Origin of the sequence: Sphingomonas sp. ID1715 (genome assembly GCF_013044515.1) — a bacterium.
Taxonomy (GTDB): domain Bacteria; phylum Pseudomonadota; class Alphaproteobacteria; order Sphingomonadales; family Sphingomonadaceae; genus Sphingomonas_B.
The window spans coordinates 32,444-50,822 of record NZ_JABEPR010000008.1 but is presented as its reverse complement, the minus strand read 5'-3'; the positions used below and the strand labels follow the sequence as shown (position 1 = coordinate 50,822).

Genomic DNA, 18,379 nt, shown 5'->3' with positions numbered 1-18,379 from the left:
GAAAGGCCGCATCCGACCCTGCCATGCTGATCGTCCGGCTGCTTTCCTTGCTGTTCGTTCTGACGCTGGCCTTCTCCCACGGCGGTCCGGTGGCGTCGATCAGCCACGATCATGTCGTCGCGGCCGACCATCATCATGCGGAGCATGGCCATAGCCACAGCGATGCGCCCGATGCCGATCATGAATCGGACGGAACCAGCGCCCATGTTCATCTGCTCGTCGACCGGCTCGCTTATGCGGCGCCGGTCCCGGCGACGAGGCTCGGCCGCGCGCCCCGGCACTGGCCGCACAACCAACCGCAAATGCCTTCGGCCGTTCTCGCGCCGCTGCTCGAACCGCCCGCCGCCTGAGCCTGGTGCGGCAACCGCCGCATGAACGCGGTGCGGGCCTGTCCCGCGCCGTTTCCCCAGGCATGTGCCGGCGGGCTGCTTGCCCGTCCGGCGCCCAGGAAAGTCATATCATGTATCCATTCCGGGCCAGACCCTCGGCGCTTGGCCGCACGGTCCTCCTTGCCCTGATGGCCTTCTCCTTCGCCGGCGCGGCTTTCGCGCATGGCGTCGCCGAGGGCGACCAGGGCTATATCGAGCAGACGAGCGGGCCGCAGATCGGCGCGTTCCTCTATCTCGGCGCCAAGCATATGGTGACGGGCTACGATCACCTGCTGTTCCTGTTCGGCGTCATCTTCTTCCTCTACCGGATGAAGGATGTCGCCGCCTATGTGACGCTGTTCGCCATCGGCCACTCGACCACGCTGATCGCGGGCGTCCTCATGGGCACCCATGTCAGCGCCTATCTGGTCGACGCGATCATCGGCCTGTCGGTCGTTTACAAGGCGCTCGACAATCTCGGCGCGTTCCAGCGATGGTTCGGCGTCCAGCCCAACACCAAGGCGGCGGTGCTGATCTTCGGCCTGTTCCACGGCTTCGGCCTGGCGACCAAGCTGCAAGACTTCTCGCTCTCCTCGGACGGCCTGATCGTCAATCTCCTCTCGTTCAATGTCGGCGTCGAGATCGGCCAGATCCTCGCGCTCGCCGCCATCCTTATCGTCATGGGCTATTGGCGGCGCACGCGCAGCTTCTCGGCCCATGCCTTCACCGCCAACGTCCTGCTGATGACCGCCGGCTTCGTGCTCACCGGCTATCAGCTCGCGGGCTATGCTCTGGAAGGAGCCGCATCATGACCCAAGTTCCGCAACCCGGCATCGGCGAGTTGCCGAGCCTGCGCCAGCTCAACCGCGCGACCCTGATCGCGTTCGGCGCCGCCGTCATCCTCGTGACGACCGTGCTTCCGGCCGAATATGGCGTCGATCCCACCGGCGTCGGCCGCTTGCTCGGGCTGACCGAGATGGGCGAGACCAAGCAGGCCGACGCCGCAAGCCATGCCGCCCCGGCGCCGCCCGCGGTCGCGGCGCCCGCCGCCTCGCCGACGCCCGCCCTGAAGGCCGGGGAACCCGTCGAGGTGACGCTGACCCTCGCCCCCAATGAGGGCCGCGAGGTCAAGGCGACCATGAAGGCGGGCGGCGAGTTCGACTATCGCTGGGCAACCGACGGGCCGGAGGTACGGTTCGAGCTGCACGGCGAGCAGACCGGCGCCGCCGAGGGCGATTATACCAGCTATGAGAAAGGCAGCTCGGCGGGCGCATCGGGCAAGTTCCGCGCCCCCTTCGACGGCACGCATGGCTGGTATTGGCGCAACCGCACCGACCGGCCCGTCACCATCACCGTCACCGCTACCGGCGACTTCGAGAAATTCGCCGCGCTTCCCTGACATCTCACTTCATTCTGAAAGGACATCACCATGCGTATTGCTCTTATTGCTCTTGCCGCCTTCGCGCTCCATGCCGGCCCGGCGCTCGCCCATCCCGACCATGACGACGAGGAGCATGAGGCGCGCACGCCCCAGCAGACCGCCCGCGACAATGTGATCCGGCTCGTCAGCCAGGCGAAACTGCCGGCGAGCTGGTCGCGGGCAACCGTGGCCGGCACGCGCGAGCGGACCAGCCGGGGCCAGCGCCAGACGATCGTGACCTTCCGCAACGACGCGGAATCCGACCCGGCGCGCAAGCTGTTCCATGTCGTGCTGACGACGGACGGCCAGTTCGTCTCGGGCGACTTCCGCCAGCCCTGATTTCCGAGGGACGCCGGGGCTATCCCCCGGCGTCCCCAATCCTAGCGGATCGGCCAGTGCGGATGCAGCTCGTCGATCATGAACGCATGGGCGGTGCGGCCCTCCGGGTGGCCTTCGACCAGATGGGGATGGTCGGGCGGCAGGCCGTCATGGTCATGCGCCACCACTTCGGGGTCGTCCCTCGGCCAGATCAGGAACGCGGTAATGGTGCCAAGCAGCCCCAATATGGCGGCGGCCGCGAACGCGAGGCCCATGCCGCCCAGCGCGCCGGTCTGGCCGGCGAGCGGATAGGCGACGAGCCAGCACACATGGCTGAGCGCAAACTGCGCGGCGAACAGCGCGGGGCGATCTTCGGCGCCCGATGAGCGGCGCAGCAGGCGGCCGCCCGGCGTGATGCTCGCCGAATAGGCGATGCCGAGCACCAGCCAGCCCGCAAGGATCACCCCCCAATAGCTGGGTGACGCATGGCCGCCCCAGGAGACAGCCAGGGCGGCGAGCGCCAGCGTCATTGCGGTTGCCGCCGACAGCATCACCGTGCGGTCAGGGAGCTTTTCGAGCAGGCGCGGCAGCAGCAGCGCCGCCAGCATCGAGCCGCCGCCGAACGCGGCGAGCGTGACCGCCACCGCGCTTTGCCCGCGCCCCAGCGCCGCCTGCACCAGCACCGGCGTATTGACGATCACCATCGCGCTCGCGGCGGCGGCGGCAAGCGTTACCGCCAGCAGCCCACGCAGACGGGGCGTCTTGAGATAGAGCCGGGCGCCCCGCGTCGTGTTGTCGTAAATTCCGCCCTTCGGTTTGGCGGCGGAGCGCGGCAGCACGGTGGTCAGCACCAGCAGCGCCGAGCAGGCAAACCCGATCGCGGTGCCCGAGAACAGCCAGTGGAAATTCATCACCGTCAGCAGCGCGGCGGCGAGCATCGGGCTGGTCAGGCTCTCCATGTCGTAGGCGAGCCGCGAGAGCGACAGCGCGTTGGTATAATCCTTCTCATCCGGCAGCACGTCGGGGATGGTGGCCTGGAAGGTCGGCGTGAACCCGGCCGAGGCCGATTGCAGCACGAAGATCAGCATATAGACTTGCCAGACCTCGCTGACGAACGGCAGCGCGAGCGCCACCAGCCCGCGGATCACGTCCATCGCCACTAGGAAGCTGCGGCGCGGCAGGCGGCTCGCATAGGCGCCAACGATGGGAGCGACGCCGATATAGGCGACCATCTTGATCGCCATCGCGGTGCCGAGCACCGCGCCCGCATCGGCCCCGGCGATGTCGTAGGCAAGGAGGCCGAGCGCGACCGTGGCGAGGCCGGTGCCGACCAGCGCGATGATCTGCGCCAGGAACAGATGGCGATAGGTCCGATTGGCGAGAACCGAAAGCATGGCGGGTATCCTTGGTGGGTCCGCTCCCATGCGCGGTCGGCGCATGGGAGCGGCATGGGGTCAGCTTGCGGCGGGCGCCGTGTCCGCCGGCATCTGCGCTTCCGGCTCGGCCCTGCGACCATGCACGAGGCGGTAGAGCGCCGGCAGCACCAGCAGCGTCAGCACCGTCGAGGAGATGATGCCGCCGATCACCACGGTCGCGAGCGGCCGTTGCACCTCGGCGCCAGCGCCGACATTGAATGCCATCGGCACGAAGCCGAGGCTCGCCACCAAGGCGGTCATCAGCACCGGACGGAGCCTTGTCAGCGCGCCTTCGCGGATCGCGTCCTCAAGGCCGCCGCCGGACTCGCGGAGCTGGCGGATGAAGCTCAGCATCACCACGCCGTTCAGCACCGCCACGCCCGAGAGCGCGATGAACCCGACCCCCGCCGAGATCGAGAGCGGCATCCCCCGGATCAGCAGCGCCGCCACGCCGCCCGTGAGCGCCAGCGGCACCCCGGAGAACACGATGGCGGCATCCTTGCCCGACCGGAACAGCCAGTAGAGCAGCCCGAAGATCAGCAGCAGCGCGGCGGGCACGACCAGGCGCAGCCGCTCGGCCGCCGAGATAAGCTGTTCGAACGTGCCGCCATAGCTCACCCAATAGCCGGGCGGGACTTCGACCTCGGCGCCCACCTTCTCGCGCAACTCCTCGATGAACGAGCCGAGATCGCGGCCGCGCACATTGGCGGTCACGACCACGCGCCGCTTGCCGTCCTCGCGGCTGATCTGGTTGGGGCCGATGACGACCTCGACCTTGGCCACATCGGCGAGCGGCACGAACCCGCGCGGGTCGGCGCCATTGCCGGCCAGCGGTATCCGCAAGCGCCCGATTTCGTCGGCCTTGCTGCGAATGTCCTCCGGCAACCGCACGATCACCGGAAAGCGGCGGTCGCCCTCGAACATCTGGCCAGCTTCCCGGCCGCCGATCGAGACGGCCACCACATCCTGCACGTCGCCGATGTTGAGGCCGAGCCGGGCCAGCGCCGCCCGGTCGGGCGTGATCTGGAGCACGGGCAGACCCGTCACCTGCTCGACGCTGACATCCTGCGCGCCCTCGATGCCGCTCACCACGCCTTCGATCGACTGGCCGATCTCATGGAGCCGGTCGAGATCGTCACCGAACACCTTGATCGCGACATCCGCTCGCACACCCGACAGCAGTTCGTTGAACCGCATCTGGATCGGCTGGGTAAACTCATAATTGTTGCCGGGGATGGTTTCTGCGGCCGCCTGCATCTCGCGGACGAGCTGCGCGCGCGGCTTGCTCGGATCGGGCCATTCGCTGCGATCCTTCAGCATGATGAAGGTATCGGCGACCGAGGGCGGCATCGGGTCGGTCGCCACCTCGGCGGTGCCGATCTTGGCAACGATCCGCTCGACCTCGGGGAACTGCTTGAGCCGGGCTTCGAGCGCGGTCTGCATCCCGATGGCTTGCGTGAGGCTGGTGCCGGGGATGCGCAGCGCATGAAGCGCGATGTCGCCCTCGTCGAGATTGGGAACGAACTCCGATCCCATCCGCGTCGCGGCGAAGCCGGAGATCGCCACAAGGGCGATGGCTCCTGCGACGAACGCAACCCGCAGCCGCAAGGCGGCATCGAGCGCGGGCGCATAGAGCTTGCGCGCCCAGCCCATGAGGCGGCTTTCCTTCTCCTCGACCTTGCCGGTGACGAACAACGCGACCGCTGCCGGCACGAAGGAGAGCGACAGAATGAGCGCGAAGGTCAGCGCCATGACCACCGTGATCGCCATCGGGTGGAACATCTTCCCCTCGACGCCGGTGAGCGCGAAGATCGGCACATAGACGAGCGCGATGATGAGCACGCCGAACAGCGACGGGCGGATCACCTCGGAGGTGGCCGACGCCGCCAGCGAGAATCGCTCCTCGCGATCGAGCAGACGCCCCAGGCGGTGCTGCGCCTCGCCGAACCGGCGCAGGCAGTTCTCGACGATGATGACCGCGCCATCGACGATCAGCCCGAAATCGAGCGCGCCGAGACTCATCAGATTGCCCGACACGCCCGCGCGAAGCATCCCGGTGATCGTCATCAACATGGTGATCGGGATGACCGCCGCCGTGATGAGCGCCGCGCGGATATTGCCCAGCAGCAGAAACAGCACGACGATGACGAGCAGCGCGCCTTCGAGCAGGTTCTTCTCGACAGTCCAGACCGCCCGTTCGACAAGATCGATGCGGTCATAGATCGCCACGGCCTTCACGCCCGCCGGGAGTGCCTTGGCCGCTTCTTCAAGCCGCGCGGCTGCCGCGCGCGCGACGATCCGGCTATTCTCGCCGGCCAGCATGAACACGGTGCCCAGCACCACTTCCTGCCCGTTTTCAGTCGCGGCCCCGGTCCGCAACTCCTCTCCCATCCCCACATCGGCCACATCGGCGACGCGAATCGGCACGCCGCCGCGATTGGTGACAATGATCGACTTGAGATCGTCGATGCCCGAAGCCTGACCTGGCACGCGGACCAGATATTGCTCGCCATAGCGTTCGACATAGCCGGCACCGACATTGGCGTTGTTGCGGCCGAGCGCCTCGACCACATCATTGAGCGTCAAGCCATAGGCCGAGAGCCGGTCGGGCAGCGGCGTCACATGATATTGCCGCTCATAGCCGCCGATACTGTTGACCTCGGTGACGCCTGGCGTGTTGCGGAGTTGCGGCCGGATCACCCAATCCTGAAGCGTGCGCAAATCCTCTGGCGTGTAACGGCTGCCATCGGACTTGCGGGCGTTTGGCTCCGCTTCCAGCGTATACATGAAGATTTCGCCCAGCCCGGTCGCGATCGGTCCCATTTCGGGGATGACGCCTTCGGGAAGCTGGTCGCGCGCGGTCTGGAGCCGCTCGTTGATGAGCTGGCGCGCGAAATAGATATTGGTGCCATCCTCGAACACCGCCGTCACCTGGGAGAGACCGTAGCGTGACACCGAGCGCGTATATTGGAGGCCAGGCAGGCCGGCGATCGCTGTCTCGACCGGAAAGGTCACACGCTGCTCTGCTTCGAGCGGCGAGAAGCCGGTCGCTTCGCTGTTGATCTGAACCTGGACGTTGGTGATGTCGGGTGTGGCGTCGATCGGCAGGCGCTGGAAAGCCCAGACGCCGATACCGCACAGCAGCACGACGACGGCGAGAACCGCCCAGCGGAAGCGGATCGCGGCCGAGACGATATGTTCGAGAAAGCCCGAGCTTGCGGGCGCGGGGATGGTCTCAATGGTCATGGCTGGCCCCCGACTTGTCGATGTCGGCCCGGATCAGGAACGCGCCATCGGTCACATATTCGGTGCCGGGTTCGAGGCCGCCGAGCACTTCGGTCCATTCGGGCGTGCGGCGCCCGATCTCCAGCATCCGCACCTCATAGGTGTTGCCGACCTTGGCATAGACCACCTCGAAATCGCGGAACCGCTGGATCGCCTTGGTCCTGACCGCGAGCGGCACTTGCGCCTCGGCGACGGCGAACGATCCCTCAATCCCCATACCGGGGCGGAAAGTCTGCGAGGCGGATGCCGGCAGATGGACATGCGCCATCATCGTCTGGCTGGCGACGTCCGCGGTCGGCAGCACGGCCTCCACGGGCGCGTCGAGCTTCGCTTCGCCCGACAGGCTCCGCACGCTGACCCGCTGGCCTACGCGCACGCGCTCGGCGTCGCGGGGATAGACGAAGAACTCGGCATGGAGCTTCGTGGGATCGGCAATCACGAACAGCGCCCGGTCGCCGGTGGTGTCGCCGACATTGGCGTTCTTTTCGATGATGGTGCCGCTGATCGGTGCGGGCACCGCATAGGTCTGGAGCGAATGGCTGGACTCGACGCGCAGCAGGGTCTGCCCCCGGCTGACCCGATCGCCGAGCTTGCCGCTCATCCAGACGATCTGGCCCGGAAGCCGGGCGCGGACATCGGCCTTGCCTTCGGGCGTGATCTCGATGCGCCCGCCCATGTCGATCAGCTCGGCGACGGTCGCGGAACCCGCGCGCTCGGTCTTGACGCCTCCGGCCCGCGCCGCCTCGGCCGAAATCCTCGTGCGGCCCTCATAGGAGGCGTAGGTCCAGTTGTGCGTGCGGCCGCCCTCGACGGCGCGCACCTTCACGTGGAACGAATGCGGCTCGATCACCACACCGCCGCCGCGCAGATAGTCCTCCTGCGGGGTGAAGGCGAAGCGGTCGACCTTGCCGCCGAGGCGCGACAGCTCGATGGCAAGCTGCACGTCGCGCGGCGGCACGGGTTTGTCGCCACGATAGGGATAGACGTGGAACTCGGGATCGACGCCGTCCTCGAAGATCGTGATCTCGACCGCGAAATCGCCGTCGCGCAGCATCCGGCCGCGATGGGGGCCGCGTTCATACTCGCTGGCGGCAGCGTCGGCCTTGGGTTCGGCGGTTTCGGTCGTCGTCGGGGACTCGCCGCAACCGGCGAGCAGGACAAAAGCGAGCAGTGTGCCCGTGATAGGAATGGATCGTGTCATCAGCGGTTCTCCGCGCTGGCAAGAAGGGGAGCATGGCGGCCGGTCAGCCGGTCGAGACGGACGCCTGCGAGGTGGAAGCGGCGCAGCAGCTCGACCCGGCGCGAGCGCGCGTCGGTCAGGGCTTGGCTCGCCTGGTTGATTTCGAGGAAGGTGAAAGCCGTGCCGCCACGCGCGAAGCCATCGCGCACCAGCATCACGGCGCGTTCAGCACTGGGCAGCACCTCCCGGTCGATCCGGGCGATCTCGGTGGCAAGCGCCGCGCGCTCGGCCACAAGCCGGTCGACGTCGCGGCGGATTTGCGCTCGCACCACCGCGATCTCGGCCTCGGCCGCCTGGGCTTCGGCATTGGCGCGCGCGACATTGCCGCGATTTGCTGACCGGCTGCCCAGCGGGATCGACCCGCCGATCATGATGGCGACGTCATTGCCTTGACCGAAATGGCGCAGGCCCACGCGCGCGGTCGGGTCGGAGACATTGCCGGTCTCGGCGAGCCGGACCCGCGCGCCTGCCGCATCACGCTCGGCGGCGAGCAGCGCGATGTCAGGGCTGTCATCGTCCGGCGCCATAGCCGCGTCCACGCTGGCGAAAGGCGCCGTGTCGAGGCTGTAGTCGGCGCCGCCGCCCCACCAGGAAGCGAGCGTGGCGCGCGCGATGCGGGCGTTCTCTCGTGCCTGGTCGAGCGCGATCCGCGCTTGCGCCACGGCGGTTTTGGCCCGTTCGCCGGCGAACAGCGGATCGAGCGCGCGGTCCACGCGCCGGGCAGTCTCCGCTTCGACGCGCTGGGCAGCGGCAAGCCGTTGCTGCGCGATCGGGATCGCCGCTTCGGCCGCCAGCGCCTCGACCCATGCGGCTTGGACCTGCGCCATGAGATCGAGCATCCGAAGGCGATTGCGTGTCGAGGTCGCGTCGAGATCGGAACGGGCGGCGCCGATGCGGGCCTCGCGTTTGCCGCCGCGTTCCCAGGTGCGTTCATACCATGCGGTTGTCTGGGAGCGATCGACTGGAGAATAGGGGCCGGTGCCCATGAAATCCTCGACATCGACGCCGACGACATCACGCGGCCGCACATCGGCCTGGGTGATGGCGGCATCAGCCGCCTGGAGCCGCGCGGCATTGGCCGCAACGGAAGGATCGCCGGACGCGACGCGCGACAACGCATCGGACAGGCTGAGGGTCTGCGCCGCGCCGATCGAAGGCGCGGACAATGTGGCCAGCGCTGCGCTTATCGCAAGCGTGCGCCGCAGACGCGCCGATGGGCGCGCAACAAGAAGGGAAAACATGACAGAGACGGTCTCACGAGCAGGCGTGGCAGATGCCGCGCCTCATGTGACGCGGCGGCTCAGCTTGGGACCGCGAGGCTCTTGGGAGGTCGTTCGGGGCCGGAAATGCGCAAGCTTGGTGTCTGGTTATCCGGCGCAAACCCATGCAGCGCGCCGGACAAGACGAGTTGAGCAGCCTCCGCTGCAGCCGTCACCGGTACAGCCGATCCGCCATCGCCATGATGGTGATGGCTGCCGGGCAGATGGTCGGCCGGATCTTTGTCGCCGGGTTGGGGCGCGTGATGATCGTCGGCATGGTCTTGTATGATGGAAGTTTCGCTGAACAAGGAATGGTCGTGTTCGAACGAAACACCCGGCGCATGCTGGATCTTGTCGATAGACGTGGAGAGCGAGGTGCCGGCGAAGACGACGGCCAAGGCGATACAAAGCATCGCCCAAAACCGGTTCGCGAGGAAGAGCCTCGAAATGCGCATGGATGGGGTTCTAGCCGGTGAAGGGCGGTGGCTCAATCAGGAACTACTTCCCACGACATGGAATCAGATTTGGCCGGTGGAACGGTTAAATTTGGTTTGTTCGTTGGACGATGAATGCGCGAATGCGTTGCGTATCGCTCGATGCGCCGCTTCCAGCTTTGAGATCATGAACCGGCGAGCCATTCGCTCTCGTGCGGCTTTGATCTGAAGGATAAAGGCGGAAGACCAGTGGCCGTCTGCCATCAGCAAGCGATCGAGCCCGCCGCGATCTGTCCTGGCTATGAACCTTTCGATCGCTGGCGGTGCTTCAGGACCAAAAAGCGCGGCACCTACATCGGGATTGGTTTCGATGATGCCGCAAGCGGCGGCAAGCAGGCACCGGCGCAGGAGCGGCGATGCGGTGGCCAGCGGGTTGCGAGTGTCGCTCGAATAGAATTGGAGACCGATGTAACCGGGCGTCATCGCATCGCACGCGAAATCGTTCAGCGCGATATTCCGTGTCCTGCACCACCAATATTCGTCGTTTGGCGGCTTCTTGGTCAGGAGGCTGCAAACGTCTCGAACCTCGTTGAGGAGTTGGCCGGCCGACGTGAAGTTGAAGCGGAACTGGTCAGGGGTCCTACCCCTAATCGCGCCCATGCATTGCTGCTCGAACGCAATGATATGATCCCAGCGAACCCGGGTATCCTTCCCGGCATAAAGGGCCGGCGCCGAGGTTCTTTCCATCGGTTGCCAGCAGGCTTCGCAAATCATCCGCAGCGGACCGCGCGCGGGCATCGCAAATCGCCATGTCCGCGACCCGCAACCATTGCAACGATCCTCCAGCGGCCAGCGGTGCCGATGGCAAAAGCCCACGGCGGCCAGCACCCACTGACGCCGGACGTGTGCTGGCCGGTCGGATGCGAAATCTTCCGCGAGACACCGGCTGCACCAACTGACGTGCAACCGTGGTATCGGGATCAGCCCGGTAGAACTGGCTGACCCTGGGAGGTGTTCCCAGGCCAGAAAATCGGGCGGCAAAGCGGGATAATGTTTCGCGAGACTATGTTCGACCAAGCGCGCTGCCGACACGTTGAGGTCGTCGGCAGTCGCATTGATCCAGGCCATTGTCGGGCGAATATCCGGGTGGCGCCAGTCGCCCATGCGATCTCGGACAGCCTTTGGCGCCGGTAGCCCTCGCCCTCGGCGGGAATGGCGCTGACGCGCGTGCCAGGACGTCAGCAGTTCGTCAGCGAAAGGATATTCATGCCGCACGGCGCCGCAACGCCCGCTTGGTACTGGCGATGACTTGCATCGAGACGAGCGGGAGCAATAGTTGCTCATCATCGAAGCTGTCGGCGTCGATCATCTCGCGGCCGCTTCGGATCGCCGCGATTGCGACAGCCTCCATCAATCGGAATATTCGGCCTGTCACGCCCTCGCTCAATGCGATGACGCGCTGGCGGACATCAGGTTCATCGAGCAGGGAAGGGCGGCGCAAGGGCAGCAGACCGGCGAAGCTCGCCATGAGCTGGCGCAGGGCGTGATCGTTGCGCCATGGAGACAGCTCGAAGGCGGCGAAGCGGTCGGCGAGATTAGGATCGGTGAGTATCGCGATACGTGCATCTTCGGTGCCCGCGCACACGATCGGGATTCTGAGGTCGTTGGTCAGAAAGCGAATGGTGTTGAGAAAAATCCGCTGTTGGCGCGGCGAGCCTGCCAGCATCTTGTCGATTTCGTCGAGGACCAGCACCTTCGTCCCGAATTCCCCAAGGGTGCGACGAGCCAGAGAGCGCAGTGATCGCAGGGAGATATGGTCGAACTCGGAGTAGTTCATCGCCAGCATAAGCTCGGTGTAGAACTCGTCCTCGGTAGGCTGTGGCGGCATCTGCACCTTGACGACAGGCATGATCCTAAGGCCGGCGCCTTTATCATACCGGGTTGCGTGCAGCTCTGCGAAGCGATTGAGGATCTCGCTTTTGCCCATACCAGTGGAACCGAAAAGCAGGAGGCAGGGCATGCGGCCGCGCGGGGGATAGGTCAGCAGATCTTCTAGCCTGCCGAGCGCGGCTTCGGATTGTGGCAGCGATAGCCATCGATCGCGTCTCAGCCAGTCGATGCGTTCGTCGTCGGATAGCCCTGCCTGCTCGCGATATGCCGGAAACAGGTGATCGTAAAGGTCGGTCATAGTCGCTCCTCGATCTGGAATGGAACGATAGGCGCGCTATCCTCCGGCTCGGACGATACCGGCAAAGCCATTGAAGGGGCTGCGGTGGCAGGAGGAAGGCCAGCCTCCAGAGCATAGGCGATGCGCTGGGCGGATTTTCGCGCTGTCTTGGTCTTGTGGGCCGCTTCGAGGACGATGCGCCGCTGCTCGTTCACCATGTCAAACAGCGATTGCTCGTCGACGGCCTGGCGCCCGCGCTCGCGCAGTGCTCGCACTGCAAGGTCGTGCTCGAACTTCGTGATGGCAGGCCGTCGCCGATCACGAAGCGGAACCGTCAAATGCTCGGTATCGGACAACTCGACGTAAACAGCCGAGAGGTTGAGCGGATTATATTTGATCGGGAGCTTGTGGTCGCAGTTCGCGATGAGGCCGGCCAGACTGCCATGCCAGTAGAACGCATGGAACAGCTCGATCCCCTCGCGCCTGACCTTCCGCATCTCGAACGGGAGAAAGTTGAAAAGGAAGCGAGCGGGATCGGCGGGGAGCCGGAGCGGATCAGCGCGGTTGCCCAGCCCGTCGGCCCAGGCCGTGAGCGGCGGGACGCCAAGCTCGCTGTGAATCGAGCCATGATAGACGCCGACTTCGAGCGCGAACCACTGCTCGAACTCGCGCAGCGTCATACAGGCCCGGCCTTCGGCGTCATAGTCGCCTTTGGCCTTTATGTTTGCAAAGGTCGTACCGGGCAGGAGATGCACGGCGCCGACCGCGGTTCCGATCAAGCGTTCGATGTGGCCACCGTAGTGCGGCGTGCGCCGGGGGCGGTGCTTGAGGTCGATGCCATGCTGCTCGCAGCCGCGCTCGAGTGCCCGGGACCGAAACTCTGCGGCATTGTCGAGATGCAGAGTTTCGGGGATGCCGAAAACGGGATAGTCGAGGTTGATCTCCCGCTCCTGAAGCCAGGTTGCCTTCGGCAGGACTGCATGGCGGATCGCCATGCCTACAGACGTGGCTGAGGGTCTCTCAAGCGAGATGTAGAAGCCCGGAATGACCCGCGTCGCTACGTCGATCTGAAGGGTCAGCGTTGGTCGACCAAGCGGTTTGCGGAAATGCTCGTCGACGATGATGATATCGGCAGGTGTGTGGTCTATTTGTACGATCTGCAGCGGGTAGTCGGCAGTGTAAGATCGCGTCACGGGTCGATATCGATCAGATGCAGCCTTCGCACCGTCGCGCGCCCTGGTGAGGCGTTCTCGGTCAATCGCGGCAACGCGCGCGGCGATGGTCTTGCGTGTCGGGGCGCGAAGGCCGCGTTCATAACAGGCATGCCGAATCTCGCGTAGCAATCGCGCGAGGGTCGGCTTGGGGCGCGTCAAGTAGAACCGCTCGATTTCGGAGGCGACTACCTGGTCGATCTCCGGCGCCAATCGGCGACGCCCTTTGGGAAAACCTTCGGGCCGATCGACCAGGGAGCTGGTAACGGGCTCTGCGCGATAGCGGGCGACAAGCTCAAAAACGCGCGACCTGCTCAGGCCCAGCTCCGCGCTCGCATTCAACATCGCGGCGCGGGTAATCTTGGGCAGGCTGGCAAGCGAACGAATAGCCGGCTCGCGATTGCAAGCAATGCTCCAGGCTGTAGAATCCGCTCTCGTAAGAGCTGTGCCCGTTTCGGCCATGACCTATCCCCGATCTTGCCAGGGACTCGTGTTGCCGGGTCCACCGGTATTGTATCAGAAACGGGATGGACGGGCGAGAGTCCGGAGGTATTTGGGATAGATGAAGATTGAAAAACCTAGCAATTTCGGTCTGTCGGTTTGGTCAAGCTGACAGCTGAGGAGCGAGGCGCGTCGTGAGCACCGAAACCGCCCGGGAAGGGCCAGAAATCCCCGTAGCGCCGCCTGAGGCTGTCCTGCCGGCCGTCAGGGCGCCGGCCGACCTTGCGTGGACGATCGTGCAGATGCGCGCCGGCGAGCGCATCACCGTCAACGAGGGCCTGATCGCCGCCTATCAGGCCGCTTCATCGCCCCATAGCATCCGTGCGCTCAAGTCCGACGTCGAGGCGTTCGATGCGTGGTGTAGGCGCAACAACCGGATCGCGCTGCCGGCCACGCCCGAGACCGTGGCCGATTATCTCGACGCGCGGGCCGGGAAGGGGAGCCGGCCGGCCTCGCTATCCCGCTACAAGGCGTCGATCGCCAAGATCCACCAGCTGCTCGAGCTCAAGGATCCGACGCCGGCGCCGCTGGTGAAGCTGCGGCTCCAGACGGTGCGCCGCGAGAAGGGGGCTGCGCAGAAGCAGGCGCGGCCGCTGCGGTTCAAGGGCCCGGTGCGCGACGTCGAGCGCGACAAGGCGCGGGGGCTCAACATCCGCGCGCTGCTCGAGAGTTGTGGCGAGGATCTGCCGGGGCTGCGTGATCGGGCGCTGCTATCGGCCGCTTATGACACCGGGCTGCGCGCCTCCGAACTGGTGGCGGTCGCCATTGAGCATATTGAGGAGGCGATCGATCCCGAAGCGCGGCTGCTGCAGATTCTGCGTCATAAGGGCGATCAAGACGGGGAGGGGGCGACCGCCTACCTCAGCCCGCGCACCGTCGCGGCGATCGCGGCGTGGACCGAAGCGGCGGGGATCACGACAGGGCCGCTGTTCCGGCGGGTGCAGGTGCGGCGCTACAAGGCGCGGGCAGCCGTGCGCGGTCGGCCGATCGACAGCATCTCGGGCCGGGAGACGTGGGATCTGCGCAAGACGCTGTCCAAGCCGGCGGTGAAGGCGCGCGTCGAATATGACATCGGCACCGTGGCGCTGCACCCGGGCTCGATCGGACCAATCTTTCGGTCGATCATCGGCCGCGCGTTCGACCGTGGCGCGCTGCCCGATTTGACGGCGGACGATCTGGCGCGGTTGCTGAAGGGGATCAGTGCGCACTCGACGCGGATCGGGCTCAATCAGGACCTGTTCGCCAGCGGGGAGGATTTGGCCGGCATCATGGACGCGCTGCGGTGGAAGTCGCCGCGGATGCCGCTCGCTTATAATCGCAATCTCGCGGCAGAGCAGGGGGCGACGGGGCGCCTTATGGCGAAGATTGGCTAGTCATGACGGCCTAAATAGGTCTTTGGATGATGCCGTGCGACCACACGACGGCGGCAGGTAGATCGAGGGATTTGCGCAGCGGCAAGAACCGGAGAAGGGAGGCTGAGCCCCCGGGGTCTTGAGCTACAACGTTAAGCCTAAGAAACGGGCAGGGGCCTGGTAGCGCGTAGTGTATGAGCGAAGCCACCATCGCTCAAACTCATCAGCACAGTCCAATTTCGAAGAGGAAACAAGAAAGTGGTTCCGGAAACGGTATGGATCTTATCCTGTGTAAACGCTCGCGCTAAATGGCGGCGTTCTGATCGCGCTATTTGTCAGTTGCCGGGTCCGATGACGAGGCAATCGCGCGCGGCCTGAACGATGTCAGCGGTGACCTCCTCGACGCGGTTGAGGGTCATGATCCGCCGCATCTGCGCGAACAGGCGCTCCATGAGCCGGAAGTTGCCGCGCGTGATGCGGATCACGGCTGCCTGCGCTTCGATCGCGTCGAGTTGGGCCGGGTCGAAGCTGATCCCGAAATCGCCGGCGTGGGTCGCGAGCAGCAGCCGCATTTCGGTCTCGGTAAGCGGTTTGAACTCGTGGACGAAGCCGATCCGCGAGTAGAGCTGGGCATAGCGGGCGAGGCGCTTCTCCAAGCCCGGCATACCCATCAGGATCAGCCCGAAGCCGTGGCGATCGGCCATGTCGCGGAGATGTTCGAGCGACTTTATGGTCAGGCGGTCGGCCTCGTCGACGATGACGAGGGGGCAGGCGATGCGGGCGGCGTCATGGGTGATTTCGTCCTGCGAGCCGCCCGCGACCGTCAGCCGGGCATAGCCCAGCTTAATGAGGTTGAGGCCCAACACCGCGTCGATCGTCTTGGGCGTGTTGCTGACCGACACGGTGTAGAAGACGGCGCGGCAGCGAGCGACCTTTTCGCCAAGGAGCGCGGCAATGGGACGGAGCGCGGCATATTCCCCCAGGTCGGGGAAGCTGGAAAACTCGCGCGCCGATCGCGTCTTTCCGACGCCCGGCCGGCCATGACACACGCCGATATAGCGGTAGTGCGCGCAGGCTTCGGCAAACTCGACGAACCGGGCATGGTCGCGGGTCGCCAGGAACGGCTGCTCGACCAGGAACTCAATCGTCAGCGGCGTAGAGCCGGAGCCCTCGGTAGGTGGTGGGCCGGGAAGCCGTATCCTCTTGGTCGCCATCGAAGGTCTCCGTGGGGGCAGGCACCTGCTTGTCGCGCTCCTTCGCGCCGCGCCGGGCGCGCTGGATCGCGCGCAACGACGGGTGCCCAGCGTGCTCGGAGCTGAGCGCACGGCAGACGAACCGGCCCTGGTGGTAGACGTGGATCTCGGTCAGGTCGCGGGGGTCATAGACCGCCTCGACCTGCTCGCCGACGAAGGCCGCGAGCGTGGGTTCGACATAGCGCCTGCCCATCAGACGGATGCCGTCGCGCAGCACTTTACGGGGCTTGGGCACGTGCACGAGCAGCATGTCGAGCTGTTCAAGGCTGTCGGGCATTGCGGGCAGGAACCCGCCCTTCTGCCAGCGCGTGATCGGCGGTTCGCCGGTGCTGCCATGCGGGCGACGATGATAGACGCCGCACACGAACGCCTCGAAGCGGGCGCGCAGCTCGTCGAGCGTGAGCACTGGCGCCGACAGCGGCTTGCCCGCGATCAGGTGGCCGGGCAGGTCGGGCAGGAACATGTCGTTGATGGTGCGGAACAGCCGCTCGATCTTGCCGCGCCCGCGAGGACGCCCCGGCAGCGAATGGATGAGGCGGATTTTGAGGGCGATGCACGCCTGCTCGATATGCTCGGAGATGAAATCCGAGCCGTTGTCGACGTAAAGCTGTTCGGGAATGCCGCTGACGATCCATTCGGGATTGGGCTTGCGCCAGATCGCCTGCCGCAAGGCGAGCGCCGTGTTGAGGGCACTGGGGGCATCGAGGCTGAGGAAGTAACCGGCGATGGCTCGGCTGTGATCGTCAACGATGACGGTCAGCCAAGGACGCACCGGGGTTCCGGCATCATCGAGCACGAGAATGTCGAGAACGGTATGATCGGCCTGCCACATCTCGTTCGAGGTCGCGGCTTCGCGCCGATGCACTAGCTCGTGCTGGTCGCGGTAGACGGCCGGATCGGAGGCTGCGGCGATCTGGCTTGCCGGTATCGCCCTGACGACACGCGCGACGGCCGCATAGCTGGGGGTTCGGTGTCCATGCGCGATGGCGAGTTCCTGCACCTTTCGGTGAATGGCGGCGACCGGGGGTCGCGGGCGCTTGGTGGCGAGAGTGCGGGTCAGTTCGACCAGATGTTCCGGCAGGTGCAGCCTGCCCCGATCGTTGCGCGGCAGACGCGCGAGACCGGCAAGTCCTTCGGCACGGTAGCGCCCGAGCCAGCGCTGCAACGTCCGCTCGCTCAGCGTGCCGGTGCGGGCGAGGTCCGCGAGCGGGATGCCATCGGCGAGGTGCGGTTCAAGGACGCGGTAGCGCTCGATCGCCAGCGGCGGGACAAGCGCCGGATGCGTCACCGCCGACGGTCCGTGTCGCAGGTAAGGAAAACGGAGATTTGCCTGCCCATCGCCATGCGAGTCCGCTCGCGTTGCCAAACCGGCCTGTTCGACGTAAATCTACCCGGTAAAGAAAACTAGGGCAACATAGACCTGCCGATGACGACTTTCTTCCCAAACCGCGCCCGATCGGGGCGCCACCGGCCCTACGCATGAAAATCGGTTACGCCCGCGTATCGACCGCCGAGCAGAACCTGGACCTCCAGCGTGATGCGCTGAAGGCTGCCGGCTGCGAGAAGGTCATCACCGACAAGGCCTCCGGGGCGACTGCCGCTCGCCCTGGATTGGAAAAGGTGAAGGAGCTGCTTCGCGCCGGCGACACACTGGTGGTCTGGCGCCTCGACAGGCTCGGCCGCTCGCTCCGTGATCTGATCGGATGGATGACCTACCTCGACGAGGAAAAGGTCGGGCTGCTGAGCCTGCACGAGGCGATCGACACGACCACCACGTCGGGCAAGCTTACCTTCCACCTGTTCGGGGCATTGGCGGAGTTCGAGCGCAACCTGATCCGCGAGCGGACCCAGGCCGGTCTCACCGCAGCCCGCGCTCGCGGCAAGAAGGGTGGCCGGCCGGCCGCACTCGGCAAGGACAAGCGCGACCTGCCCGTCAGGCTCTACCACGAGAACACGATGCCGATCGCCAAGATTTGCTCGATGCTCGGCATCTCCAAGCCAAAACTCTACGCCTATGTGCGATCGGCCGAGACCAAGCCGGTAGCCGCGTAGCGACGCTCGCCGACAAATAGCGCGATCAGAATGCCGCCACTTAGCGCGAGCGTTTACACCGTTCGCGGTCCCGATCGGCCCAGCGTCCCCCGGAACCGTTCGTT

General features: G+C 65.7%; 16 protein-coding genes. 6 read left to right on the top strand and 10 right to left on the bottom strand.

Going from position 1 to position 18,379, the window contains the following annotated elements:
• Nucleotides 1-23: 23 nt before the first annotated feature.
• The 4 genes from HJG53_RS16050 (at nucleotide 24) to HJG53_RS16035 (ending at nucleotide 2,127) form a co-directional block, all read left to right on the top strand.
• Nucleotides 24-350: a hypothetical protein gene (locus HJG53_RS16050; RefSeq protein ID WP_127691894.1), complete on the top strand. Its 327-nt coding sequence runs from the start codon at nucleotides 24-26 to the stop codon at nucleotides 348-350.
• A 167-nt stretch (nucleotides 351-517) separates the two neighbouring features.
• A complete protein-coding gene (locus HJG53_RS16045; protein ID WP_127691909.1) occupies nucleotides 518-1,180 on the top strand; it encodes a HupE/UreJ family protein in 663 nt (220 codons plus the stop codon).
• Entirely contained in the window at nucleotides 1,177-1,767 is a 591-nt protein-coding gene (locus tag HJG53_RS16040) for a hypothetical protein (protein WP_127691893.1), read from the top strand. The genes HJG53_RS16045 and HJG53_RS16040 overlap by 4 nt, the downstream gene beginning before the upstream one ends.
• Before the next feature lie 30 nt (nucleotides 1,768-1,797).
• Nucleotides 1,798-2,127 carry a DUF6488 family protein gene (locus HJG53_RS16035; protein WP_127691892.1) on the top strand — a complete coding sequence of 110 codons (330 nt, stop codon included), beginning with the start codon at nucleotides 1,798-1,800 and terminating at the stop codon, nucleotides 2,125-2,127.
• Nucleotides 2,128-2,168: 41 nt separating this feature from the next.
• On the opposite strand, the gene HJG53_RS16030 is transcribed toward HJG53_RS16035, so the two are convergent.
• The 8 genes from HJG53_RS16030 to HJG53_RS15995 all read right to left on the bottom strand — a co-directional run bounded on the left by HJG53_RS16030 (nucleotide 2,169) and on the right by HJG53_RS15995 (nucleotide 13,579).
• A complete protein-coding gene (locus tag HJG53_RS16030; protein ID WP_127691891.1) occupies nucleotides 2,169-3,500 on the bottom strand; it encodes an MFS transporter in 1,332 nt (443 codons plus the stop codon).
• Nucleotides 3,501-3,560: 60 nt separating this feature from the next.
• On the bottom strand, nucleotides 3,561-6,767 hold the full coding sequence (locus tag HJG53_RS16025) for an efflux RND transporter permease subunit (protein ID WP_127691890.1): 3,207 nt from the start codon (nucleotides 6,765-6,767) through the stop codon (nucleotides 3,561-3,563).
• The gene (locus HJG53_RS16020; protein WP_127691889.1) at nucleotides 6,757-8,007 is read right to left on the bottom strand and encodes an efflux RND transporter periplasmic adaptor subunit; all 1,251 of its coding nucleotides are present in this window, start codon (nucleotides 8,005-8,007) and stop codon (nucleotides 6,757-6,759) included. The genes HJG53_RS16025 and HJG53_RS16020 overlap by 11 nt, the downstream gene beginning before the upstream one ends.
• Nucleotides 8,007-9,287, bottom strand: coding sequence for a TolC family protein (locus HJG53_RS16015; RefSeq protein ID WP_127691888.1), 1,281 nt, complete (start codon nucleotides 9,285-9,287; stop codon nucleotides 8,007-8,009). The genes HJG53_RS16020 and HJG53_RS16015 overlap by 1 nt, the downstream gene beginning before the upstream one ends.
• 59 nt (nucleotides 9,288-9,346) lie before the next feature.
• Nucleotides 9,347-9,760, bottom strand: a complete 414-nt coding sequence (locus tag HJG53_RS16010) for a hypothetical protein (protein WP_171132316.1) — start codon at nucleotides 9,758-9,760, stop codon at nucleotides 9,347-9,349.
• A 63-nt stretch (nucleotides 9,761-9,823) separates the two neighbouring features.
• Complete coding sequence (locus tag HJG53_RS16005) at nucleotides 9,824-11,083, bottom strand: TniQ family protein (RefSeq protein WP_241242057.1); 1,260 nt, start codon at nucleotides 11,081-11,083, stop codon at nucleotides 9,824-9,826.
• Entirely contained in the window at nucleotides 11,004-11,927 is a 924-nt protein-coding gene (locus HJG53_RS16000; RefSeq protein ID WP_127691885.1) for a TniB family NTP-binding protein, read from the bottom strand. The genes HJG53_RS16005 and HJG53_RS16000 overlap by 80 nt, the downstream gene beginning before the upstream one ends.
• A complete protein-coding gene (locus tag HJG53_RS15995) occupies nucleotides 11,924-13,579 on the bottom strand; it encodes a Mu transposase C-terminal domain-containing protein (RefSeq protein WP_164847519.1) in 1,656 nt (551 codons plus the stop codon). Before HJG53_RS15995 ends, HJG53_RS16000 begins: the two co-directional genes overlap by 4 nt.
• A 173-nt stretch (nucleotides 13,580-13,752) precedes the next feature.
• On the opposite strand from HJG53_RS15995, the gene HJG53_RS15990 reads away from it, so the two are divergent.
• A complete protein-coding gene (locus tag HJG53_RS15990) occupies nucleotides 13,753-14,991 on the top strand; it encodes a site-specific integrase (RefSeq protein ID WP_171132314.1) in 1,239 nt (412 codons plus the stop codon).
• 314 nt (nucleotides 14,992-15,305) lie between these two features.
• Here HJG53_RS15990 and HJG53_RS15985 read toward each other — a convergent pair whose 3' ends face one another.
• Nucleotides 15,306-16,184 (bottom strand): AAA family ATPase, encoded by an 879-nt coding sequence (locus HJG53_RS15985; protein WP_086491602.1) that lies wholly within the window; start codon nucleotides 16,182-16,184, stop codon nucleotides 15,306-15,308.
• Entirely contained in the window at nucleotides 16,111-17,511 is a 1,401-nt protein-coding gene (locus HJG53_RS15980; protein ID WP_004212864.1) for a Mu transposase C-terminal domain-containing protein, read from the bottom strand. The genes HJG53_RS15985 and HJG53_RS15980 overlap by 74 nt, the downstream gene beginning before the upstream one ends.
• A gap of 191 nt (nucleotides 17,512-17,702) precedes the next feature.
• Here HJG53_RS15980 and HJG53_RS15975 point away from each other — a divergent pair, with 191 nt between their 5' ends.
• Nucleotides 17,703-18,275: a recombinase family protein gene (locus HJG53_RS15975; RefSeq protein WP_009824027.1), complete on the top strand. Its 573-nt coding sequence runs from the start codon at nucleotides 17,703-17,705 to the stop codon at nucleotides 18,273-18,275.
• The last annotated feature ends 104 nt before the right edge of the window (nucleotides 18,276-18,379 follow it).